Annotated in this window: 16 protein-coding genes; 6 read left to right on the forward strand and 10 right to left on the reverse strand. The window is 73.7% G+C overall.

Translation table 11 applies throughout. The features are described 5' to 3' along the window. Positions 1-10: 10 nt before the first annotated feature. Both ACZ5DS_RS33785 and ACZ5DS_RS33790 read right to left on the reverse strand, forming a co-directional pair. Positions 11-286: a hypothetical protein gene (locus ACZ5DS_RS33785; RefSeq protein ID WP_468246166.1), complete on the reverse strand. Its 276-nt coding sequence runs from the start codon at positions 284-286 to the stop codon at positions 11-13. Positions 287-495: 209 nt separating this feature from the next. Continuing rightward, positions 496-2,250, reverse strand: a complete 1,755-nt coding sequence (locus tag ACZ5DS_RS33790; protein ID WP_468246168.1) for a sialidase family protein — start codon at positions 2,248-2,250, stop codon at positions 496-498. Positions 2,251-2,730: 480 nt separating this feature from the next. Here ACZ5DS_RS33790 and ACZ5DS_RS33795 point away from each other — a divergent pair, with 480 nt between their 5' ends. Further along, positions 2,731-2,937, forward strand: coding sequence for a hypothetical protein (locus ACZ5DS_RS33795; protein ID WP_468246171.1), 207 nt, complete (start codon positions 2,731-2,733; stop codon positions 2,935-2,937). Then, positions 2,934-3,248, forward strand: coding sequence for a hypothetical protein (locus ACZ5DS_RS33800; protein ID WP_468246173.1), 315 nt, complete (start codon positions 2,934-2,936; stop codon positions 3,246-3,248). Before ACZ5DS_RS33795 ends, ACZ5DS_RS33800 begins: the two co-directional genes overlap by 4 nt. 122 nt (positions 3,249-3,370) lie before the next feature. Here ACZ5DS_RS33800 and ACZ5DS_RS33805 read toward each other — a convergent pair whose 3' ends face one another. From ACZ5DS_RS33805 to ACZ5DS_RS33835, 7 genes are all read right to left on the reverse strand, one after another. Continuing rightward, positions 3,371-4,351 carry a helix-turn-helix transcriptional regulator gene (locus ACZ5DS_RS33805; RefSeq protein ID WP_468246175.1) on the reverse strand — a complete coding sequence of 327 codons (981 nt, stop codon included), beginning with the start codon at positions 4,349-4,351 and terminating at the stop codon, positions 3,371-3,373. 114 nt (positions 4,352-4,465) lie between these two features. After that, a complete protein-coding gene (locus ACZ5DS_RS33810; RefSeq protein WP_468246178.1) occupies positions 4,466-5,407 on the reverse strand; it encodes an NAD(P)-dependent oxidoreductase in 942 nt (313 codons plus the stop codon). Then, positions 5,407-5,709, reverse strand: coding sequence for a phosphopantetheine-binding protein (locus ACZ5DS_RS33815; protein ID WP_468246180.1), 303 nt, complete (start codon positions 5,707-5,709; stop codon positions 5,407-5,409). The genes ACZ5DS_RS33810 and ACZ5DS_RS33815 overlap by 1 nt, the downstream gene beginning before the upstream one ends. Before the next feature lie 78 nt (positions 5,710-5,787). Further along, positions 5,788-7,188, reverse strand: coding sequence for an MFS transporter (locus ACZ5DS_RS33820; RefSeq protein WP_468246183.1), 1,401 nt, complete (start codon positions 7,186-7,188; stop codon positions 5,788-5,790). Next, positions 7,185-11,138, reverse strand: coding sequence for a non-ribosomal peptide synthetase (locus tag ACZ5DS_RS33825; protein WP_468246185.1), 3,954 nt, complete (start codon positions 11,136-11,138; stop codon positions 7,185-7,187). The genes ACZ5DS_RS33820 and ACZ5DS_RS33825 overlap by 4 nt, the downstream gene beginning before the upstream one ends. A 119-nt stretch (positions 11,139-11,257) precedes the next feature. After that, positions 11,258-12,769, reverse strand: a complete 1,512-nt coding sequence (locus tag ACZ5DS_RS33830; RefSeq protein WP_468246187.1) for a class-II fumarase/aspartase family protein — start codon at positions 12,767-12,769, stop codon at positions 11,258-11,260. After that, positions 12,766-14,022 carry a Glu/Leu/Phe/Val dehydrogenase dimerization domain-containing protein gene (locus ACZ5DS_RS33835; RefSeq protein WP_468246190.1) on the reverse strand — a complete coding sequence of 419 codons (1,257 nt, stop codon included), beginning with the start codon at positions 14,020-14,022 and terminating at the stop codon, positions 12,766-12,768. The genes ACZ5DS_RS33830 and ACZ5DS_RS33835 overlap by 4 nt, the downstream gene beginning before the upstream one ends. 284 nt (positions 14,023-14,306) lie before the next feature. Between ACZ5DS_RS33835 and proB the strand changes: the two genes are divergently transcribed. The 3 genes from proB to ACZ5DS_RS33850 are packed head-to-tail and all read left to right on the forward strand — an operon-like array spanning position 14,307 to position 21,467. Further along, positions 14,307-15,374, forward strand: a complete 1,068-nt coding sequence (gene proB / locus ACZ5DS_RS33840) for a glutamate 5-kinase (protein WP_468246293.1) — start codon at positions 14,307-14,309, stop codon at positions 15,372-15,374. Then, positions 15,364-16,911: an AMP-binding protein gene (locus tag ACZ5DS_RS33845; protein WP_468246192.1), complete on the forward strand. Its 1,548-nt coding sequence runs from the start codon at positions 15,364-15,366 to the stop codon at positions 16,909-16,911. The genes proB and ACZ5DS_RS33845 overlap by 11 nt, the downstream gene beginning before the upstream one ends. Then, entirely contained in the window at positions 16,908-21,467 is a 4,560-nt protein-coding gene (locus tag ACZ5DS_RS33850) for a non-ribosomal peptide synthetase (protein ID WP_468246195.1), read from the forward strand. The genes ACZ5DS_RS33845 and ACZ5DS_RS33850 overlap by 4 nt, the downstream gene beginning before the upstream one ends. 271 nt (positions 21,468-21,738) lie before the next feature. On the opposite strand, the gene ACZ5DS_RS33855 is transcribed toward ACZ5DS_RS33850, so the two are convergent. Next, positions 21,739-22,203 carry an SRPBCC family protein gene (locus ACZ5DS_RS33855; RefSeq protein ID WP_468246197.1) on the reverse strand — a complete coding sequence of 155 codons (465 nt, stop codon included), beginning with the start codon at positions 22,201-22,203 and terminating at the stop codon, positions 21,739-21,741. Positions 22,204-22,249: 46 nt separating this feature from the next. Here ACZ5DS_RS33855 and ACZ5DS_RS33860 point away from each other — a divergent pair, with 46 nt between their 5' ends. Then, positions 22,250-22,858, forward strand: coding sequence for a TetR family transcriptional regulator (locus ACZ5DS_RS33860; protein WP_468246199.1), 609 nt, complete (start codon positions 22,250-22,252; stop codon positions 22,856-22,858). The last annotated feature ends 80 nt before the right edge of the window (positions 22,859-22,938 follow it).

The following is a 22,938-nucleotide window of genomic DNA, read 5'->3' on the forward strand; positions in this document are numbered from 1 at the left end:
GGGCGGTCGGTCAATGCCGTGGTGCCGTCAGGTAGGTGAGCGACACCGCTCCGGGACAGTCGGGCATGGTCCGCAGAGCCCACCGGCCCTCCACGGAGGCGGAGGCGAAGTCGGACTCGGCGTCGTCCTGCTCCACCTCTCCGTCCTTCAGGGCGTAGCCCGCCTTGGGCAGCTCCCGTTGGAGGAAGGAAAGGATGCTTCGGAAGCCCTCGTGGACCACTGTGGTGACGATCAGGCGGTGCCCGGCGCGGTGTTCCACCGCGGTGACCGTCGCCGTTCCGGGCACCGGCAGCGACGATGGGAAGTCCCCCGGCCGCGGCCGTGAGGACCCCGAGGGACACCCCGTCACAGTGGGCCGGACCACGGTGTCGTCGTCGGCGCTTCGCCCGGCCGTCGAGTCACCGTCACCTGCCCCACAGCCGGTGACGAGCACCGCAAGGAGCGCGGCACCGGCACCGGCTGCCAACCCGAGCGGGTAGGTCGTCCCCGGGCGGCTCACCTGGCCCTCTTGTGCTTCTTGGCGAACACCGCGTCGAACGTGCCGTACAGCGTCCTGCCGGTGGACTGGCGGGCGATGCCGGCCAGGGCGTCGTAGTTCTGCGCCCCGCCGGTCGCACAGGTCCCGGTGCAGCCGTCGGCGTAGCCGACCAGCACCCGGCCCTGGGCGTCGAGGGTGACGTCCATGAAGTCGAGCAGGTTGCGGTCCTGGCCGCAGGTGGTGCCGCCGGTGCAGATCGAGCCCCTCTGGACGGGGTCGGTGGGGGTGGCATCCACGGTCACCCAGGAGCGCCCGCCGTCGTAGGTGGTGGCCACGTACAGGTGCCATACGCCCGTGAAGCCGCTGCTGTCCTGGTAGTTGCCACCGGTGGAGGTGCCGAGGAAGGCGAAGGCGGCACGGTCGTCGTCGCCCGCGGTCACCGCGGGGAAGACGGTGTTCTTGATGCCGAGGGAGGCGCCGACGTTCTGGTCGTACAGCCACGTCTTGCCCTTGTCGTGGCTGACGGCTATCCGGGGGGTGCCGTCGCTGTTCTGGTAGCCCATGTAGACGGTACCGGCGGAGCCTATGCCGACGCTGGGGTCGGAGTCGCCTGCAGTGCCGGCCGGGTTGGGGCGCACGTGCCAGGTCAGGCCGTTGTCCTCGGACACGGCGACGGCTTGATGGCCGTTGCAGCCCTTGTTGGGGACGTAGACGGTGCCGTCGTGGGCCACCTTGACGTGGCCGTGCAGGCCGCCGCAGTCCAGCAGGGAGTACATGGGAACCGCCGGGCCGTACGTCAGCCCGCCGTCGCGGCTGACCGCGCACGAGGCATCGGCGATGTCCTGGGAGCAGTAGTAGACCGCGTTCGGGTAGCCGGTCAGCGCCCCGAGGTCACCCGCTGCGAACGGGCCGCCGCCCAGGGTCTGGTGGTCGACACCCGAGTTGATGCCGGAGCCCGCGGTCGGCGTCCAGGTCGCGCCGTCGTCGTCGGTGTAGCAGGTCAGCGCGGTCTTCCCGGCGAGCTGTGACTCGAAGGTGCGGTGCGTGGCCGGGTCGGTGAACAGGATCGGGTCGAGGCTGGTGAGGCTGCCCTGCGGGCAGCCGGTGGCGGCGCGGGCGCTGCGGTCCTGCCAGGTCGCCGTGCCGGAGCTGTCGTAGGTGACCTTCAGGGTCGAGGTGTACGCCTGGTACATCACCGCGCCGGTGGCCCGGTCGACGCCTATGGAGGGTTCACCGGCGTTGTGCGCGTCGGGCAGCGCGCCGGGAGCGGAGGACGAGGTGTACGTCGGCGGGGTGGCGGTGCTCGGCGGCGGGTTGACCGGGTCGGTGACCAGGCTCGCGGTGCCGGTGTAGCTCTCGCCCAGCGGGTCGTACGGCACGACGCGGACCGTGTACGACGCCGACACCGCCGGCAGGAGCAGCACTTCCGGGTCGCTCGAGGACGCGGCGGCGGCGATCTGCCGGCCGCCGGCGTCGAGCACGTACAGGTCGAAGTCGGCGACGGGATTGCCCCACTTGATCTCGACGCGCAGACTGTGCCCGGCGTCGTACCCGTTGGGCACCGTGACCCTGAGTGCGTAGTCGTCGCAGACCTGCTGCGCAGCGCAGGAGACAGTTCCCGTGGTGCCGCTGACGTTCGGCACGACGAACGGTCCGCCGTCCCAGGTCACCGTCGACGCGGTGTCGGTGACGGTGCCCGAAGAGGGCGTGGCGGCATCGGCGGGCAGCACGGACAGGCAGCCCAGACTCAGAACGGCCAGGCCGATCAGCACGCGCCGTGGTCGACGGCGGCGATTCGGCCGTGACAGGGCAAAGGGCATCAAGTCACCTCGTGGGTTTGCCGGACGACGGACTGGAACGACACATCTGCCCGGCCCCGGCGGACGCCCCGGCCTCACACACGCCGGCATCCGCACCCCCTTCACCGAGCGGCTGTGTCGTCTGCTCTACGGCGAGGAGTGCCTCGTCCGTCGCACGAAGACGCACTTTTCTTCGGCGTTCGTTCACCGGACGGACTCCTCGGGCCCGTCAGGCCGCAGGAAGTGGCGGGCCGGGCGGGTCCGGGGCGCATCGCGGTTACGTCTGTGCGGCTCGACCAGCTTCGTGGGCGTGCCGGGGTGGCCGGCCGCGGCGTGGCAGCAAAATGCACGGCGGCCGACAGCTAGCTGGCGTCGCGGGCCATTGGTACGGAGGCGCCGGGCTGGCAGATTTCTCCATGTCGCCGTCAGCACCGACCGCCTACGGAGGAAACCATGAACGCCCAGGTCAGCTCCCGCGCCAAGGCCACCGTCACGCTGTTCGCCCTGTGTACGGCGGCCGCCCTCGCGGCGGTAGCCGGGGCCGAGCGGGACGGCGTGCTTGCCGGCAACGGCTGGCAGAACGCGCCGGCCACCGTCGTCCTCGCCGACAACGGCTGGCAGTCCGCCGCGCTGGTCAAGCCCCAGAACGGCTGGCAGTGACCGCCGGCCTGGAGCACCGCGCGTCCGTGGAGTCGCGGCAGATCGAGCTGGTGGCGCGCGCGGGTTCGGCGGAGGTCGCCGAGGGCGCCCTGCTGAGCGCCGTGCGCTGGCTGGCCCTGCTGCCCGGCGAGTGGCGGGCGGAGCTGCACGGGGTCGCGGACGACGGCCTGTCGATCGTCCTGCGCTTCTCGCGGGAGCGGGCCGTGCCGGTGCACGGCGCGTGCGCGGATGCCCGGCGGGCGCTGGACGATCCCGCGCTGGACGGCTGGGAACTCGTGGCATGCCGCGAGGTCGGCGATGACGGCGGTTGAGCACGCCCGCCACGCCGGCGTACGGAACAGGGCCTGACCCACTGGGTGACAGTGGTCAGGTCCTCTTTGTCGTGTTCTTTGTCGTGTTCTTTGCCGTGTTCGCGGGCGGCAGTCGGGTACGGCTACATCCAGCCGCGCTCCTTGGCGAGCATGGCCGCCTGGAAGCGGTTCGACGCCCCGAGGCGGAGCAGCAGTTCGGCGACGTGGCGGCGGAAGGTGCGGATGGAGATGCCCATTTCCCGGGCGGCGATCTCGTCCTTGTCGAAGCGGGACAGCAGGGCCAGGACCTGCCGGTCGGTGTCGGTGATCCCGTCGGCGGAGTCCGCCGCGTCACGGCCGGGGAGCGGTTCTGCCGAGGCCCACACCTTCTCGAACAGGGCGACCATGTTGGAGACGAGTCCGCTCTGGCGGACCAGGAGTGCCCCGCGGGCACTGTCGGAGGGGTCGAGTGGCACCACGGCGGTGGCGCGGTCGTAGATGACCATGCGGTCCATGTCCTTCTCGACCATGCGGAACTCGGCCCCCTGGTCGGCCATTTCGTACAGATAGGCGCGGGTGGTGGGATCCTCCAGGGCTGCGCGCAGGATCACCGTCCGCAAGGTGATCCCGCGCCTGATACATCGGAGGTCGAGGGGGCGGGCCGCCTCGATGAAGGCCGGGGTGAGGGGCCCGTCGGGCTGGAGGGCGTACATCTCCTTGCGGGCGAAGAAGGCCAGGTCGTCCAGGCACGCCCGGATCTCGTCCAGCCCGTCGATCCGCTCGATCCCGCTGGGCGGGGTGTCCGCGCGGAGCTCCCCGGCCCGGGCCTGCTCGACCAGTTCGGGGATCACCGAGCGCACCGAAGCGACCTGCCGGAGCTGCTCGTTGAGTTCCCCAAGTCGCTGCTCGATGAGGCGCTCGATGCCGAGGACGGGGTCGATCGCGACGATCTGGCCCTCCGCCGCCAGCCGCAGCAGCTTGTACCGGTACAGACTGCGCAGCGCCTCGTCCGCCTCGCCCCGGGTGAGGCCAAGGTGCTGGCCGACGGTTTCCGGGCTGACGCGCGGGGTGCGCAGCAAGTGCCGGTAGACGGTTTCCTCGCTCGGGCTCAGGCCCAGACTCATCAAACTCACGGTGTGCTCTCCCCCTGACACGACGCCGTGGATGCGGCGCCATGCTACCCGAGGGAGGTCAATTTCGGATATTAGTTTCCGCATTGCGGAAAACTATGGGAAGCGTCATGCGGTGAGGCGGAGACGGTCCACCGGCGCGAGCACCGCGTCGAGCAGTTCCACCACCCGCTGCCCGATGCGCCGCTGGGCCTCCCGGGTCAGAGCCCCGATGTGGGGCGTGAGCACGACGTTGTCCAGCGCGGCCAGCTCCGTCGGCGCCCCCTCCCGGGCGAGCACATCGGTGGCCGCCCCCGCCAGGTCGCCCCGGCGCAGCGCCGCCAGCAGCGCCTCCTCGTCCACCGTGCCGCCGCGAGAGACGTTCACCAGGTACGACTGCGGCTTCATCAGGGCCAGCTCCCGTGGGCCGATCAGGTTCCGGGTGGCCGGCGTCAGGGGTACGGAGAGGCAGACGACGTCGGCCGTCGGCAGCAGCTCGGCCAGCGGTGCCAGCCGGATGCCCCGCTCTGCCAGCTGCCGGGCCCGGTCCTCACCGGGGCGGCCGACCGCAACGGCCACGTCCATGCCAAAACCCTGGGCGAGGGCGGCGATGCGCGAGCCGATCCCGCCGAAGCCGATCAGCCCCAGGGTCTTCCCGCGCAGCTCGCAGCCCAGCAGGCCTTGCTTGTGCCAGACGGTCGACCGGGTGTGGCGGTCGCCGACGACGATCCGCCGGCACACCGCCAGCATCAGCCCGAGCGCGAGCTCGGCCACGGCGTCGCTCGACCCACCCGGCACGTTGCGGACCTCGACCCCGGCCTGCGCGGCCGCCTCCAGGTCGATGTTGTCCAGCCCCACCCCGGCCCGGATCACCGCCCGCAGCCGCGGCGCGGCCGCGATCACCTCCGCGGTGACCCGGACGCCGGCCCGCAGCACCAGCGCGTCGGCGGTCCGGGCCAGCGCGACCAGCCGCTCCGGCGTCGGCCTGGGATGCAGCGAGACCTGGTAGCGGCGCCGCAGGTCGGCCAGAGCCTCGGGATGGATCGGGTCCACCATCAGAACGCGGGCCATCAGGCGGCCCGTACCCGGACGGGAGCCGAAGCCGCAGCGGTGGCGGAGACCAGCGCGGCGAACTCGGCCAGCGTGTCCGTGCCGAAGATCTGCTCGGCGGTCGGCCGGAAGCCGAGGATCCGCTCCAGTCCTCCGCAGATCCGGACGGCGAGCATCGACGTACCGCCCATCTCGAAGAAGTTGTCGTCCCGGCCGAGCGGACGTACCTGCAGGGATTCCTCCCAGAGCCGGACCACGATGGCCTCGGTCTCGTCGAGGGCGGACACGGCGGGCGCGTCGGTGAACAGCGTGCGGTCGTCCATGAGGTGCTCCAGAGGGTCGAAGGAGAGAAAGGGAGAAAAGGAGAGAAGAAGGGAAGGAGTAGCAGGGGGGAGTCGCGATCAGCAGACGGGAGCGGCGGGCGGCCAGGCCAGCCGCCTGACATCCGGGACCAGCAGGGTGGCCGCGCTGACGAGCAGCGCGAGGACCGCCGCCGTCAGCAGCACCGTCGTGGCCGAGGCGTACGCCAGCAGTTGCGGCACGGCGACCAGCGCGAGCGGCGAGACCCCCAGAGACACCAGCCAGTCGACGCTGGAGACCCGGCCCATCAGCTCGCCCGGCACCCGGCTCTGCAGGGTCGCGGCCCAGGCCACGGTCGCGGCGGACAGCACCGCCCCGACGGCCACGGCCACGGCGACCGAGACGACCACGGCGGAGGACACGGCCAGGACGGCGAAGCCGCCACAGACCAGCGTCATCCCGCCGAAGACCAGCACGCCGGGCGGGATCCGCCGCAGCCGGGCCGCCAGCAGTCCGCCGAGCAGGGCGCCGGCGGCCTGGCTGCCGACGAGCAGGCTGTACGTGCCGGCGCCACCGCCCAGGACGTCGGCCGAGGCCAGCGGCAGCAGGGCCTTGGCCGGCGCCACCACCAGCGCCACGCTGACGCCGAAGCTGGCGATCGACACCCACAGCCAGCGGTTCGCGCACACGTACCGGATGCCGCCGGTCGCCTCCTTGAGCAGGCCGTCGCCGGAGGCGGGCCGCTCGGGGACCGGCCAGCGGCCGGCGATCACGACCAGGCCGAGGGCGAGCGTGAAACCGGCCGTGCCCAGGCCCAAGGACACGCCGGCGCCGACCGCGGCGAGCAGCGTCCCGCCCAGCGCCGCACCGGCGATGCCGGCGGTGCGCAGGGCGATGGACTGAAGGGCATTGGCCGCCAGCAGCTCCGACTTGGGCAGCAGCTCGGTGAAGGCCAGGGTGAAGGCCGGCTCGAAGGCCCCGTCGCCCAGGCCCAGCAGCAGTCCGCAGGCTGCGACCGCCCAGACGCTGCGGCCGCCCGCTGCCACCTGGGCGGCGACCCCGGCCGTGGCCAGCGCCCGGGCCAGATCGGCCCCGAGCATCACCCGGCGGGCGCCGAACCGGTCGGCCAGCGCGCCGCCCACCAGCAGCATGAGCACCGTGCCGGTCGCCTGCCCGAACAGGGTGTAGGCCAGCAGCGCCGGGCTGCCCGCCGCGACCGCGTACCCGGCCAGCGAGACTTGGAAAACGAAGTCCCCGGTGCGGGAGAGGCACTGGCCGGCGTACAGCAGCCGGAACCGGCGCCGGCGCAGCGGAGCGCGCAGTCCGTCCGCGCCGCGCCCCCGCTCGGGGGACACGCCGTCGGGCCCGCCCCTCCCGGAAGTACCGACCGTCCCGGCGCTCCCGGCGGCGCCGGCAGTGGCGGTGGTCTCGGCGGTGTCGGCAGCCTCGGCCGTGCCGACAGTCCCGGTGGCGTCGCCCGCGCCGGCGGTCCGGGTGCTCATCGGCGGGCCTCCAGCTCGGCGTTGACCAGGGCGCACAGGGTCTCCAGGGGGCCGCCGGCGTCCAGCATGGTGAAGTGGGAGCCCGGGGTGTCCCGGATCGTCAGGCCGCCGCAACACTCGCCCCACCCCAGGTCGTAGGGCTGCTCGGTGACGTCCGCGCTGCGGTCCTCGGCCCGGAAGAGCACGGCCTCGCCGTCGAAGCGCGCGATGGTGTGCCCTTCGAGCGCGCTGCCGTTGTGGCGGTAGGCGTGCAGCATCCGGGTCAGCCGGTCCTCGTCGTAGTCCGGCGGCAGCGCGCCCGAGGCGATGCCCTGCTCCAGCAGCAGCCGGATCCGTTCGGGTTCCGGGAAGGCGGCCAGGGCAGCCAGGTCGAGGTCGAGCTTCAGGCCCATGGTGACGAGGATCCGGGTGGCGTAGTCCTCCGCCGGGTCGAGGTCCATGCGCGGGTTGGTGTCCAGCAGGGCCACCAGGCCGACCTCCTCGCCGGCCGCCCTGAGCAGGCGGGCCGCCTCGAAGGCGATCACGCCGCCCATCGAGTAGCCGCCGACGTGCCAGGGGCCGCCCGGGTGCACCTTGCGCATGTGCTCGATGTACACGCGGGCCATGTCGGTGATGGTCTCGCAGGCCTCCTCGCCGGGCTGGAGGCCGGGCGACTGGAGCCCGTACACGGTCCGCTCGGCGCCCAGGGCGCGGGCGAACGGCGCGTAGCGGACGACGGTCCCGGCGAGCGGCGGGAAGAGGTACAGCGGAGCCGTGCCGTCGCCGGCCTGGAGGCGGACCAGCGGGCCGGAGGCGTCGCCGTCCCCGCCGTCGCGGACCCGGCGCGCCAGGGCGGCGACCGTGGGTGCCTGGAAGAGCTCGTTGAGCTGGAGATCGATCGCGAAGTGCGCGCGGACCGAGGCCATCAGGCGGACGGCCGTGAGCGAGTCCCCGCCGAGCTCGAAGAAGTCCTCGTCGATGCCGACCGACGCGCGGCCGAGGGCCTTGGCCCACAGGTCGCACATCTCGAACTCCACACCGTCGCGGGCGGCAGCCGCTCCGGGGGTGCCGCCGGAGCCGGGCAGGGGGCGGGCGGCGAGCGTCTTGCGGTCCACCTTGCCGCTCGGGGTCAGCGGAAAGGCGTCGACCCGTACGTAAGCGGACGGCAGCATGTAGTCGGGCAGGACGGCGCGCAGGGCGCGACGCAGCCGCTGGGGGGCGAAGTCGGCGCCGGCGGCAGGCAGACAGTGGGCGATGAGCCGCTTGCCGCGGGTGGGCGAGTCGTCGACCACGACGACGGCGTCGGCGATCCCGTCCTGCCGGCGGACCTGGGCCTCTATCTCGCCGAGTTCCATACGGTAGCCGCGGACCTTGACCTGGCCGTCGCGGCGGCCCAGGCACTGGATGCGGCCGTCGGGCAGGACCCGGCCGAAGTCGCCCGTACGGTACAGGCGCCGGCCGCCCTGGACCACGAACCGCTCGGCGGTCAGGTCCGCCCGCCCGCGGTATCCGTCGGCCAGGGCCACGCCCGACACGCAGATCTCGCCGGGCACGCCGACGGGCAGCGGGAGCAGGCGGTCGTCGAGGATCTCCACGGTGGTGAGGTCGACCGCACGGCCGATGGGCGGCAGGTCGGGCCAGGTCTCGGGGGCACCGCCGAGCCGCTCCGCGGTCACCACGTGGGTCTCGGAGGGACCGTACTGGTTCTCCAGGAAGGCGGGGACCCGGGTGAAGAAGCTCCGCAGGGCGTCCGTCACCTGCAACTGCTCGCCGGCCGTGACCACTTCGCGCAGCGACTGCGGGTAGCGGCCCGTCTCGGCGGCGGCGTCGGCGAGCTGTTGGAGCGCGACGAAGGGGGCGAACACCCGGTGCACCCGCTGGTCGTCCAGGTAGGCCAGCAGCCGGGCCGGGTCGCGGCGCACGTCCTCGTCGACCAGGACGAGGGTGCCGCCGCCGGCCCAGGTGGAGAAGTGCTCCTGGAAGGCGACGTCGAAGCTGAACGCCGCGAACTGGAGGGTGTTCCAGCCCTCGGCGGAGCCGGAGCGCGCCAGCTGCCAGTCGATGAGGTTGGCGAGCGGGGCGTGCGGCATCTCGACGCCCTTGGGCAGGCCGGTGGAGCCGGACGTGTAGATGACATAGCCGAGGCTCTCGGGGGTGGCGGCGGGCAACGGCTCCTCCTGCCCATGCTCCGCCACCGGCCCGTCGAGGTCCTTCAGGACGTCGTCGAGGGTCAGGACACGCACGCCGTCCGGGACGGTGAGGCCGTCGGCCGCGTCGGAGTGCACCAGCAGCAGTCCGGCCCCGCTGTCGGCGAGCATGTGGTCGAGGCGCTCGCGCGGGTACGCCGGGTCCAGGGGCACGTAGCCGGCGCCGCTCTTGAGCACGGCGAGCAGGGCGACGGCGAGTTCCGGCGAGCGGTGGGCGCACAGGGCCACGGCGTGGTGGCCGGCGATCCGGCGGGCCAGCCGGTCGGCCGCGTGGCGCAGCCGGGCGTAGCTGAGTTCGCCGCCGTTCCAGCGCAGGGCGGGCGTGTCGGGGATCCGGGCCGCGGTCAGGTCGAACAGCTCGTGCGCAAGGGCCTGGCGGACCTCCTCGGGGGCGGTCGCCGCATCCGTGGCGGGATCCGTGGCAGCCGTCAGCGGGATCCGGGCGACCGGGGTCTGCGGGTCGGCGACGGCTCCGCGCAGCAGGGTGACGAGGGAGCGCCCGACCTCCTCGGCGGTCGCGGCGGTGTAGACGTCGGCCGCGTACTCCAGCGTGCCGCGGTAGCCGTCGCCGTGCGGGGCCAGGGTGAGGGTGAGGTCGAACTTGGCCGTACCGGTGTGGAGTTCGACGGGCCGTCCCACGGCAGTGCCCAGCCGCAGCTCCTGCGCCGGCGCGTCCTCCACCACGAGCATCACCTGGAACAGCGGGGAGCGGCCCGGGGCGCGGCCCGGGGCGAGTTCGCTGACGAGGGTGGGGAAGGGCAGGGCGGCCCGGCCGAGGTCGGCGCGCAGTTCACGGCCGGTGCGTCCCACCAGGTCGGCGAAGGACTCCTCGAACGCGATACGGCGGCGCAGTACGACGGTGTTGGCGAGGTAGCCGATGAGCTGCTCGGCGGCGGCGTGCTCGCGCCGCGCCACCGGGGTACCGATGGCCACGTCGACCGTGCCGTCCCCGGTGTCGGTGTCCTGGGCGACCCGGGCAAGGAGCAGCTGCACCGCGGCCGTGAACAGCGCGAAGGGGGTGGTGCGCTGGGTGCGGGCCAGCCTGCGCAGCGCGCCGGCGAGTTCACCGGGGATCTCGAAGCCGGTCACGTCGCCGCGCTGGGTGGGCTGCTCGGGCCGGTTCAGGTCGTGCGGCCAGGTGCTCTCGGCCGGGCTGCCGGCCAGCCGCTCGCGCCAGTACTCCAGCTCCGCTGCGTACCCGTCCGCCGGTCCGGCCGCTACGAGGTCCTGGTGGGCGGCGTAGGCCGGCAGGTCCTCGGCGGACAGCGGGGTGCCGGCGAGGGCGGTCTCGTAACCGGCGGCCAGTTCGCCGCGCAGCACCTCGACGGACCAGCTGTCGAAGCAGCCGTGGTGGACGACCAGGACCAGCAGCGCCTCCTGCTCGCCGGTCCGCAGCAACAGGGCGCGCAGGAGCGGCAGCCGAGACAGGGACAGCGGCTCGGCGGCGAATGCCCGGGCCGCGGCGCGGGCCTCCTCCCGGGCCTGCTCGGCCGGCAGTTCCCGCAGGTCGCGGACCTCCAGCGGCGCCTCGGCCACGGCGGCGGTACGGACGGCCGGGCGGCCCTCGCGCACGCCCACGGTGCCGCGGAGCGACGGGTGGCGTGCGACGAGCGAGGTGAGGGTTCGGGCGAGGGCTCCGGTGTCGAGCGGACCGTGGATCTCGTAGGCGACGGGGACGTTGTAGACGGCGGACTCGCCGCGCAGCGACTCGTCGAGCCACAGGGCCTGCTGGCCGGCGGTCAGGGGGGCGGAGGCGGAGGTCATCGTTGGGTCCTCATACGGGGCGGTGGAAAGGGAAGTGCTGCGGCGGTGCCCGGCGAGGCACGGGCGGCGCGGTACCGGCGGCCATGGGTCGGCCGCAGAGGCGGGCCACGGGCCGGCTGCTACCTCGTCGCGCGGGTGGCCAGCCAGGCGCGGGCGCGGTCCGTCACGCGGCGGGTGAGCAGTGCCGAGTCGCCCAGGTAGCGAGCCGGGTCGAAGAGGCGGTCCAGCTCGGCCGGGCTCAGCACGCCGCCGAGCCGTTCGTCGGCCTCGATCAGCTCGCGCAGCGGCCGCCGCTCGCTGATGCCCTGCTGGATCAGCTGGTAGATCCGCTCGTGGGCGCTCTGCTTGCCCAGGTGGTCGGCGAAGGCCAGCATCAGGCCCTCCGTGGCGACCTGGTCGCGGACTTCCAGTACGTTGGCCAGCGCCCGGTCCGTGCGGACGGTCAGCCCGCCCAGCACTCGCGTCATGATCTCGCAGGCGGTCAGCGTGTAGTGGGAGACGTCGGGCACGCACACCCACTCCATGCGGAGAGTGCGCCCGTCGCGCTCGTGGTCGCCGCCCATCGCGGCGAGTGCTGGGCCCGCCTGCGCGGCGGCCAGCCGGGCCATCACCACGATCTGTTCGCAGCCCTCGGGATTGCGCTTGTGCGGCATGGTCGAGCTGCCCACCTTGCCGAGGTACCAGGCCTCCTGGACCTCGGCGATCTCGGGCCGGCCGAGGGTGCGGATCTCGTCGGCGATCCGGCCGAGGGTGCCCGCAGTCATGGCGAGGGTCGAGACGTACTCGGCCATCCGGTCGCGGGCGGCGTGCCAGCCCGTGTCCGGCACGGCCAGCCCGAGCCGGGCGGCGAGCCGTTCCAGCAGCTCAGGGCCCCGGCCGTCGAAGCCGGCCATGGAGCCGGCCCCGCCGAACAGCTGGAGGACCAGGACGCGCGGCCGCAGGGCCTCGATGCGCTCGTCGTGGCGCAGGAGTTCGTCGATCCAGCCGGCCGCCTTGAGGCCGAAGCCGATCGGCAGGGCGGGCTGGGCGTGCGTACGGCCCAGCACCACGGTCGTCGCGTGCTCGTCGCAGATCTCCGCGAGCCGTCGCACCATGCCGGCGATCAGGGACTGGAGGCTGTCCAGCACCCGCTTCATGGCGAGGACCTGGCCGGTGTCCTGGATGTCCTGGGTGGTGGTGCCGTAGTGGATGTACTCGCCGGCCTCCGGGCCGCAGACGGCCTGGAAGGCGCGCAGCAGTCCCACCAGGGAGTGCGCGGTGCGGCGGATCTCGGCCCGGACGCCGTCCAGGTCGAGCAGGTGTACCTGGGCGCTCTCGGCGATCCGGTCGGCCGCCCACCGCGGGATCATGCCGAGCTCGGCCTGGGCGAGGGCGAGCTGGGCCTCGATGTCGAGCCAGCTCTGAAAGCGGCAGACGTCGCAGAACACGGCTCGGCTGGTCTCGGTGGCGTAAATGTGGCCGTAGAAGCGGGAGTCGGTGATGTGACCGCGCTCGTGGGCGCAGTCGGGCGCGGCCGCGGCGGGGTCGCTCGGGGATGTGTGCGGAGCGCTCGTCGTGTGGGTGGCGTGCATGGGGTCTGTGGGGTCCAGGGTGTGCAGGGGGGCGTCGGGCAGGATCGTGCGGTTGCTCACCGGGCCTCCGCCGAGGGGGCGGCGGAAGCCGAGGCCGCAGAGGCGGCGGCAGTGGCCGGGCCGGCGATGCGGCGGGCGCGGCTCGCGCGGCGCAGGGCGGACTGCGCGTACGGCCCGGTGCCGTAGGGGCGTTGCCCGCGCTTGTCCACGGCGACGGCGGCGAAGTCGAGGGCGGCCTGCCGCGGGGTGGTGCCGAGGTTGCGGGCGCGGCTGAGCAGGTCGTCCAGCAGGTCGTCCATCATCGCGGCGACACCGTCGAGGACCTGCTGCGGGTCGGGCGCGGCGGACGGCCCGAACAGGGCGTCGATCGAGGCCGAACCGCCGATACCGCCGATGAAGTCCGGTACGACCAACACCCCGTGCTCGGCCAGGCTCTGCTCGACCACGGCGCTCAGCCCGTGGTTGGAGCCGACCACGACCACCGGGCAGGGCAGCACCCGGGCCTGCTCCTCGGTGACGGCGTTCTCCCCGGCCGCCAGGATCAGCACGTCAGCGGGGAGGTCGAGCAGCGTCTCGCGGGGCAGCCGCAGGGCCCCGGGGGCGATCGAGTCCACGGCCCGGCTCTGCTCGGTCTGAAGCATGCGGGCGATGTCCAGGCCGCGCGGGTCCACGACGCAGGCGTGGGCGTCGGCCACGGCGGTGATCCGTACGCCGTGCTCCAGCAGGGAGTACGCGGCGGCCCGGCCCATGTTGCCGAAGCCCTGGAGGGAACAGGTGAGCGTGTCCGGGCGACGGCCCTGCTGCCGGGCCGCCGCCAGGGCGGCGTGGGCAAGGGCGTGGCCGGCGCGGCGCTGCCCGAGGGTCAGGGCACCGACGGAGGCGTCCAGGGTGCGCAGCCGGCCGAAGAAGTCCTGGTCGCTGATCCCCTGGGCCTTCTTCACCACGTACTTGATGGAGGGGATGCCCTCCAGCGCGGCGAGTTCCTCCAGTTCGTGCCAGCGGGTTCCCATGTCGCAGCCCATGCTGAACCGGTCGGCGAGCTCCTCGCGCAGGAAGGCCAGGAACCGGCGCACCGCGGCGGCCTTCCCGGGGGCGGCGGGGTCGTAGTCGATACCGGCCTTGGCGCCGTCGACGCCGAGGCCGAGGACACGCTGCTTGAGCGTCATCCGGGCGGCGAGCGAGGCCACCAGTTCCTCGGTGACGCCGGGCTGCACCCGGAAACCGCCGGCCGCGATGTCCGCGGTGCGGCCGTCGTAGACGAGCCAGCCGTTGAATCCCTCGACGGGGTCCTCGTAATGAAGGGTGGTGGTCACGACTTCCTCTTTTCTCCGCACCGGACAGTGGCGGCCGCTGGAGGCGACAGAAGAAATTTCGCACCGGCCGCGAGACGTCACCAGATGCGTCCGGATCAGGAAGCTGCACCCCACCGGCAGTTTCCTGTCAGCTGCGCGCCGGGCCGGGCGGCGACCCGCTGATAGAAAGAAACGCGCCGGTGATCACCGGCCAACTCCAATGGGAAACACGCCTCGTGAGGGGGGAATCGGTCGTGCACACACGTGAGCGGACGACACCGCGGGAGCAGGGCGCGGGGACCGTCGTGAAGCGAACCGTCGTCAGCCGGAGCGTTGCCGGTCGGACCGTCGTCAAGGTGGGCTCGTCCTCGCTGACCACGGCAGCCGGCGGCCTGGACGCCGAGCGGCTGGACGCGCTGGTCGACGCACTGGCCGCGGCCCGTGCCCGGGGCGAGCGCCTGGTGCTGGTGTCCTCGGGCGCCATCGCGGCGGGTCTGGCCCCGCTCGGTCTGACCACCCGCCCGGAGGACCTCGCGCACCAGCAGGCGGCGGCCAGCGTCGGGCAGGGCCTGCTGATCGCCCGGTACACCGCCTCCTTCGCCCGCTACGGGATCCGGGTGGGCCAGGTTCTGCTCACCAATGACGACATGGCCCAGGACGGGCGGTACGGCAACGCCCGCCGCACCCTGGACGCGCTGCTGGCGCTGGGCGTGCTGCCGGTGGTCAACGAGAACGACACCATCGCGACCGACGAGATCCGCTTCGGCGACAACGACCGGCTCGCCGCCCTGGTGGCGGGGCTCGTCCGGGCCGACCGCCTGGTGCTGCTGTCGGACGTCGACGGGGTGTACGACGCCGACCCGCGGCTGCCCGGCAGCCGGCGCATCGCGGAGGTGCGCACCGGACGTGAACTGGACGGCCTGGACCTGTCGTTCCCCGGGTCCGGGCTCGGCTCCGGAGGCATGGCCACCAAGGTCACCGCCGCCCGGACGGCCACGGAGGCCGGGATCACCGTGCGGGTGACCGCGGCGTCCAGGGTCGCCGACGCCCTGGCCGACCGGGCGTGCGGCACCCTCTTCCACGCGAAGCCCGTGGACGCCGTCGTCGCTTCCGTGATTCCCGCGGCGGAATTCCTCGGCATCGTGGAAGAGGTGACGGGTCGGTCCGGAATTACGCTCTCGGACGCATTCCACGACCTCGGCGGAACGTCCCTCCATGCGATGCGCATCTGCGCGCGACTGCGTAAAGGAACAGGAATTCCCGTTCTACCGCAGGGCCTTTTCGAGAGCGCGACGCTCCAGGAATTCCTCGGCCGATCCGCCGAACCGGACTGTACCGGCGGCCGCGGCGGGGGTGTCGGCCGTGCCGCCTGAGACTGTGCCGCCCGAGAACATGGCGGGCGGCGACCGTCTGCTGCACGCCGCGGTCGCCCGGCAGGCGCGGATCCGGCCGCACGCCGTCGCTCTCACCGAGGGCCCGGTGCGCGTCACCTACCGCACCCTGGACCACGCGGCCGACACCTATGCAACAGCCCTGCGGGAGCACGGCGTACGCCCCGGCGACCTGGTCCCCGTCCGCCTGCCGCGCGGGGCCCGGCTGATCGCGGTCCTGCTGGCGATCCTCAAGTGCGGGGCGGGGTACGCGGCGCTCGACCCGGCACAGCCCGGCCACCGCCTCCGGGAGAGCGTCAGCAGGCTCGGCGGGCCGGTCCTCGTCGCATCGGGAGCCCTGGCCGAGACGGCCGGCGTCGGCCGGGCCCGCTGGGCCCCACCCGAGGAGACCCTCGCCGAGGCCGCCCTGCGCCGCACCGGACCGGTCCACACGGTGGTGCCGCCGTCGTCCGTCGCATCGGTGTTCTTCACCTCCGGCACCAGCGGTCGGCCCAAGGGCGTGCTCTCCCCGCACGCCGCCACCCTGCGTCTGTTCTGGGACCGTCCTGTTGCCGGCCTCGGCCCCGGTCGCGTCATGGCCCAGGCCGCGCCCACCCCCTGGGACGCCTTCTCCTTGGAGGTCTGGGGCCCGCTGACCACCGGCGCGACCTGCGCCCTGGCCGGGACCGACCGGTTGCTGCCCGACGACCTGCGCACGCTGCGCGGCGACCACGGCGTGGACACGCTCTGGCTCACCTCCGCCCTGTTCAACCTGTTCGTGGACGAGGACATCGACTCCTTCCGCGGGCTGCGCACCGTGCTCACCGGCGGCGAAGCCCTCTCCACGGCACATGTGCGGTCCTTCCTCGCACGGCACCCGGACACCGTCCTCGTCAACGGCTACGGGCCCGTGGAGAGCTGCGTGTTCGCCACCACGCACACCGTCCGGCCCGAGGACTGCGACCTGCCGCACGGAGTCCCCATCGGCCGGCCCGTGCCCGGGACACGGACGCACCTCGTCGACGGCGAGATCTGGCTGACCGGCGACGGCCTGGCCCAGGGCTACCTCGCGGACCCGCGCGCCACACGGGCCGCATTCACCACCCTGACCGAGGACGGGGTCCGCCGACGCGCCTACCGGACCGGAGACCGCGGCGAGTACGACCGCCACGGAGTGCTGCACTTCCTCGGCCGCTCCGACCGGCAGGTCAAGATAGCCGGGCACCGGCTGGAGCCGGCCGGCATCGAGCGCGTGGCCACCACCGTGCCCGGCATCCGGCACTGCCATGTCCTGCCGGTGCCGGGCCCAGAGGCGTCAGGCACGCCCGACCACCTCGCGCTCTTCTACACCTCGTGGTCCCAGGAGCTGACCGCCGCCGACATCCGCCACGCGCTGGCCGAGCGGCTGCCCCACTACAGCGTGCCCACCGCCGTCTACCGAGTGCCTTACCTGCCGGTCACGGCCAACGGCAAGGTCGATCCCGCCGCCTTGCTCTCCTCCCTCTCCGCCCTGCCCACCGCCGCCCGGAGCACCTCGTGAACCCCTCCGCCGCCACCCCCACCGGCCCCTCGTACGCCGAGGCGGACGCGCATCCCATGACGTACGAGCAGGAGTCGATCTGGCTCAACGACCAGCTCCACGACGGGAAGTCCCGCTACACCGAATCCTGGAACCACCGGCTGCGCGGCCCCGTCGACCACCGGGCCGTCGAGACCGCGCTGACCGGCATCGTGGAGCGGCACGCCACCCTGCGCTCCCGGCTCGCCCTGGTCGACGGGCAGGCCGTGCAATACGTCGGCCCGCCCTGCCCGGTCGCCGTCGAGCAGCGCACCGTCCGGCCCGAGGAACTGGACCGGGTGCTGACCGAGACCGTCTCGCGGCCCCTGGACCTGACCCGCCCGCCGCTCCTGCGGGCCGCCCTGCTGCACCTGGGGCCGGACGACGCCGTGCTGGCCGTCACCCTGCACCACGCCCTCGTCGACGGCTGGTGCTTCCGCCTGCTGGACCTGGAGTTCAGCGCCCGCTACCGGGCCGCACTGCGCGGGGAGGCGCCCGAACTGCCGCCGGTGGAGTTCCCGTTCACCGACTACGCGCGCCGCCAGCGGTCCCGGCCCGCCGCCGAGCACGAGGAACTGCTGGCCCACTGGCGCCCGCTGCTGGCGGACACGCCCGCCGAATCCACGGTCCCCACGCTGCGGCCCCGCCCGGCGGCCCAGGGCCACCGCGGCGTCCAGGTCCGCTTCCGGGTCGGTGCCGGGACCGGCCGCCGCGTCCGGGAACTGGCCCGGCACCACCGCACCAGCACCTTCTGTGTCATCGCGGCCGCGCTGACCGCACTCCTCGCACGGACCGCCGACCAGGACGACCTGGTCATCGGCACCCCCGTCTCCCGGCGCGACGACCCCGCCCTGGAGCCCCTGCTGGCCTGCCTCACCGATCTGCTGCCACTGCGCCAACAGGTGGACCAGGCACGGCCGTTCACCGACCTGCTGCAATCCACCAAGGACACCGTCTGGGACGCGGTCACCCACCGCGACATCCCCTTCGGCCACCTCGTCCGGGCCTGTGACACCGACCGCAGCGCGGCCCGCTTCCCCTTCTTCCAGGTCGTCCTCACCGTCGACGACGCGGCGGCTCCCGGCCTGGACCTGCCGGGCGTGACCGCCGAGCAAGTGCGCGCCGACCACGGCACGGCCAAGTTCGACCTGTTCTTCCACCTGGTGCCGCAGGACGGCGGCTACCTGGGGATGCTGACGTACGCCGACACGCTCTACGACGAGCCGTACGCGCGGCGCATCGCCGCCTGGTTCACCGCGCTGCTCCAGGACGCGGTGGACCGTCCCGGCACCGCGCTGCGCGACCTGCGCATGCTGGCCGAGGACGAACTCGACCAGGTGGGCGGAGGGTTCACGCAGGGCCCGGCCGCCGTGGGCGAACTCCCGTCCGTCCCAGCGGCGTTCGCCCGCCAGGTCGCCCGCACCCCGGACCGGCCGGCCGTGACCGACGGGGCGCGATCCCTGACGTACGCGGAGCTGGACGCGGCGTCCCGGCGGCTCGCCGGCCGGCTGGCCGGGCTCGGCGCGGGGCCCGGCACCCGGGTCGCCGTACGCCTGGACCGGAACGCCGGTGCCGACGTGCCCCTCGCGGTGCTGGCGGTGCTCCGGAGCGGGGCGTGCTGTGTCCCGCTGGACCCGTCCTTGCCGGCCGGCCGGACCGCGCTGGTCCTGGCCGACAGCGGGGCCGAGCTGCTGCTGACCCGGACCGACACCCCGGGACCGGTGCCCTCCGCAGCGGGCGGGCCGCGTGTGCTGTACCTGGACGAACCGACGGTCTGCGCCGAGGCGGCGGACGCGGCGGTGGAGGTGACGGTGGACGCGGCGGAGCCGGACGACCTGGCGTACGTCGTCTACACCTCCGGCTCGACCGGCGTTCCGAAGGGCGTCGCGATGCACCACCGCGGTCTGGCCAACCTGGTGGACTGGCAGCGCGCCCGCTGGGGTGCCGCGGCCCCGGCCCGCACCCTGAGCTGCGCCCCGATCGGCTTCGACGTCTTCTTCCAGGAACTCTTCGCCACCTGGGCCGCCGGCGGCACCCTGGTGCCCGTCCCCGAGGATGCACGGCGGGACCCCGAGCGGCTGCTCGCACTTGCCTCTTCGCAGCGGGCCGACCGGGTCTTCCTGCCGTTCGTGGCGCTCCAGCAGCTCGCCGACTACGCGGCGGCCACCGGGCTGCGGTGCCCCTTCGCCGAGGTGGTCACCTCCGGCGAGCAGCTGCACGTGACCCCGGCCGTGCGGGAGTTCTTCGCCGGTACGGGAGCGGTTCTGGACAACCAGTACGGACCCTCGGAGACCCATGTGGTGACCGCCCACAGGCTGGCCGGCGACCCCGACCGCTGGCCGGCGCGGCCCCCGGTCGGGCGTCCGGTGCAGGGCGCCCGCGTGGAGATCCTCGACCGGGCCGGCCGGCCCGTGCCTCCGGGGGTGCCGGGCGAGATCGTGGTCGGCGGGGTGCCGGTCGCGGCCGGATACCTCGGCCGCTCGGAGGAGACCGCGCACCGGTTCCGGCCCGATCCCCGGACGCCGGGCGGGCGCCTGTACCGGACCGGTGACGTGGGACGGTTCGGCCCGGACGGACTGGTGGAGTTCCTCGGCCGCAACGATGACCAGGTCAAGATCCGCGGCCACCGCGTCGAACCGGGCGAGGTCGAGGCCGCGCTCCGGGCACTGCCGGGCGTCGGCCAGGCGGCCGTCACCGTGGTCCCGGGCCCGACGGGGCCGCGACTGCGCGCCCATGTGGTGCCGGCGCCCGGTGCGGGTGGGACGGGGCCGCTGCCTTCACCGGGGCCGGCCCGGCCGGCCAAGCCGTGCGCACCGGAGGAGATTCGCCGCGCGCTGGCCGCGGTACTGCCGGCGCCCTGTGTGCCGTCCCGGGTGGTGGTGCACGCGGAGTTCCCGCGCACGGCCACCGGGAAGCTGGACCGGCTCGCCCTGGACGGCGGCCTCGACTCGGACGCCGACGCGGGCGGCGACCCCGGCGCCGGCACGGGTGCCGACGACCCTGCGGCCTCCGGCCTCACGCATGATGGTGTCGCTCCGGCGTCCGGGGCCTCGGTGGCCGGGCCGGCGGGGGCCGTCGCCGCCGCATGGGGGGAGGTGCTCGGCCGGCGGCCCGCCCACGCCGGGGTGAACTTCTTCGATGCGGGTGGCGACTCGCTGCTCGCCGTACGCCTGGTCCTCGCGCTCCGCGCGACCACCGGACTGCCGATCCCGGCGCACGCCGTCTTCGGCTCCCCGACGGTCGCGGCGCTCACCGCCGGGCTGGCCGAGCTGGCCCGCGGCACGGCCGACGACGGGGACGACCGGACCGGCGTCTCGGCGGCCACCGTCGTGGACGCCGACACCGTGCCGGATCTGGCCCGGGACGCGGTGCTGCCTGCGGACATCCGGCCCGCGGCGACCACCGAGCCGTGGATCGCCGAGCCGCGCCATCTGCTCCTGACCGGGGCCACCGGCTTCCTCGGCGTGCACCTGCTGTACGAACTCCTCCTGCGTACGGACGCCCGCGTGCACTGCCTCGTCCGTGCCGCCGACGCCGGGACCGCGTACGAGCGGGTGGTTACCGCGATGCGCGCGCACGCGCTGTGGCGGCCCGGCCTGGCCGAGCGGATCGAGGCCGTCCCCGCAGACCTGTCCGCGCCCCGCCTGGGGCTGACCGCGGACCGCTACGACGAACTCGCCCGCCTCGCCGACGCCGTCTACCACTGCGCGGCCGCCGTCAACCTGGCACATCCGTACGCGCGGTTGAAGGCCGTCAACGTCGACGCGACGACCGAGCTGCTGCGCCTGGCTGCCTGGCACCGCAGCGTCGCCCTGCACCACATCTCCACCGTGGGCGTCCTGGCCCCCGAGCCGGGCGGCGACCCGCTGGCCCACCCGGAAGCGGACCTGCCCGGCCCGGAGCGGCTCCGGCACGGCTACGCCCAGAGCAAGTGGGTGGCCGAGGCCCTCGTCGCCCGGGCCGCCGCCCGGGGGCTGCCGGTCACGGTCCACCGGCCCACCCGGATCTCGGCGGACACCACGACCGGCATCTGCCAACGGGCCGACTACTTCTGGCTGTTGCTGGGTGCCTGTGCCGAGGGCGGGCTGGCGCCGACCGTGGACGGACCGGACTTCGACCTCGTACCGGTCGACCACGTCCGCGAGGCGGTCGTCGCCCTCACCCGCCGCCCGGACACCGTGGGGCGCACCTTCCACATCGCGGCCGACGAGCGCCTTCCGCTCGGCACGGCCATCGGGTGGCTGCGCGACCTGGGGTACCGCATCGGCGACGCCACCGCCGCCGATTGGCGGACCCGGGCCGAGGAGCGTCGGCTGCCGGCCGGACTCACCCTCCTGGGCACCCTGCGCGGCGGCAGCGGGGAGGCCGCCCTGCACTACGACACCGCGCCGACCAGGGCCCTGCTCCCCGGTACCCGGCCGGCCCCGCTGGACCGCGAGCTGTTCGCAGCGACCGTGGACCACTTCGTCCGCGCGGGCGTCTTCCCCGCCCCGGCGCCGCGCTCCCGTACGGGCGGCCCCTGTCGCTTCCCGATGTAGTGCGCGGTTGCACACCCGACGGGGTACCTGCCTGGCGCAGGCCCGCCCATGCCCCACTCTTCGGGGCAGGCCGACGAACCAGATGCCGCCGATCACCACCTCCTCATGATCCCGCCCCTGCCGACCACCGGCTTCCGTGCCAACACCCGGCGCGTGAACGTGGTTGATGGCGAACCTCCGGCCCGGGGAGCCCAGGTCGGGGTGCCTGGGCTGCTCCGCCGCGGGGGCTCGGGTCCTGAGTCGGGCGGGACAGTCGGGACACACACCGCTGTCAGGAGCCGGCAGGGGAGACGTGGCGAGCCAACTCGGCGGCCAGCCGTCGCATCACCGTGCGGTTGGCGCGCTGCATCGTGGCCCGGACGACGGGTGCCAGGAGGCGGTCGGTGAGAGGGGCGCGCGCCCAGGTGTACGTGAACGAGACACGGCTCCCACCGGTTCGCAGCGGTTCGACGGTGTAGATGCCCTGCGCACGGCGCCGGCCGGCCGCGCTGACGTTGCGTTCGACGATGCGCCGCGGTGCGTCGGACTCGACGACCTCGATGGTGACGTCGGTCTTCGTGCCGGCCAGCGCGGCGGTGACCGTGGCGCGCGATCCGACGCCGCGGCTGGGGCCGCCGTAGCGCCAGTCCGTCAGGTAGTGGTTGGTGAATCGCTCGTGGTGAGCCATGACATCGAGGAAGTCGTAGACCTGCTCGGGTGTCTGCGGTACGTCGATCGACACGGTGACAGGCTGCATGTACCACACGGTACATGCACCATGTACCGATTGGTACACTCGCGACGTGGCAAACACGGATGACGTGCATCCCGAGGACAAGGCCGCGCACGGCACGGCCGGGGACCGGCGCGCCCAGCTGGTGGCCGCGGCCGTCGACCACGTCGCAGCACACGGCATCGCGGACCTGAGCCTGCGCCGCCTGGGCACAGCGATCGGCGTCAGTCACCGCATGCTGATCCACTACTTCGGCTCCAAGGAGCAGCTGCTCGTCGAGATCGTCAGGACGTCGGAGCGGCGCCAGCGCGAACTGCTGTCCCGGCTCCGACTCGAGCCCGGTCTCTCACCCGCCGATGTCGCGTGGCGACTGTGGCAGCAGCTGACGGACCCCGGGCTGGCCGGTCAGGAGCGGCTCTTCTTCGAGATCTGCGGCCATGCACTGCGGGGTCGCCCCGAGGCCGTCCCGGTTCTCGAAGGGCTCGTGACGGACTGGCTGGAGCCGCTCGTGGCCGCCGAGATGGCCGCGGGGGCAAACCCTGCCACGGCCCGGAACCGCGCCAGGCTGGGACTCGCCACCGTCCGTGGTCTGCTGCTCGACCTGCTCGCCACCGGCGACCGCGCCGGCGTCGACGCGGCGATGGGGGAGTTCCTCCGGCTGTACTACGCCTCGGAGTGACGGTGTCGCCGCCAGGACGATACTCGTCGGCCCGATGACCTGAACGTAGGTTTTACCGTCCTGTGGTTGCCACACCCACG

The organism is Streptomyces sp. NPDC031100 (assembly GCF_055570785.1).

Excerpts from the sequence above, each read along its gene's own strand:
- ACZ5DS_RS33825 (WP_468246185.1), bottom strand. The coding sequence starts at position 11,138 with ATGACCTCCGCCTCCGCCCCCCTGACCGCCGGCCAGCAGGCCCTGTGG.
- ACZ5DS_RS33805 (WP_468246175.1), bottom strand. The coding sequence starts at position 4,351 with ATGAGTCTGGGCCTGAGCCCGAGCGAGGAAACCGTCTACCGGCACTTG.
- ACZ5DS_RS33795 (WP_468246171.1), top strand. The coding sequence starts at position 2,731 with ATGAACGCCCAGGTCAGCTCCCGCGCCAAGGCCACCGTCACGCTGTTC.
- ACZ5DS_RS33810 (WP_468246178.1), bottom strand. The coding sequence starts at position 5,407 with ATGGCCCGCGTTCTGATGGTGGACCCGATCCATCCCGAGGCTCTGGCC.
- ACZ5DS_RS33855 (WP_468246197.1), bottom strand. The coding sequence starts at position 22,203 with ATGCAGCCTGTCACCGTGTCGATCGACGTACCGCAGACACCCGAGCAG.
- ACZ5DS_RS33820 (WP_468246183.1), bottom strand. The coding sequence starts at position 7,188 with ATGAGCACCCGGACCGCCGGCGCGGGCGACGCCACCGGGACTGTCGGC.
- ACZ5DS_RS33815 (WP_468246180.1), bottom strand. The coding sequence starts at position 5,709 with ATGGACGACCGCACGCTGTTCACCGACGCGCCCGCCGTGTCCGCCCTC.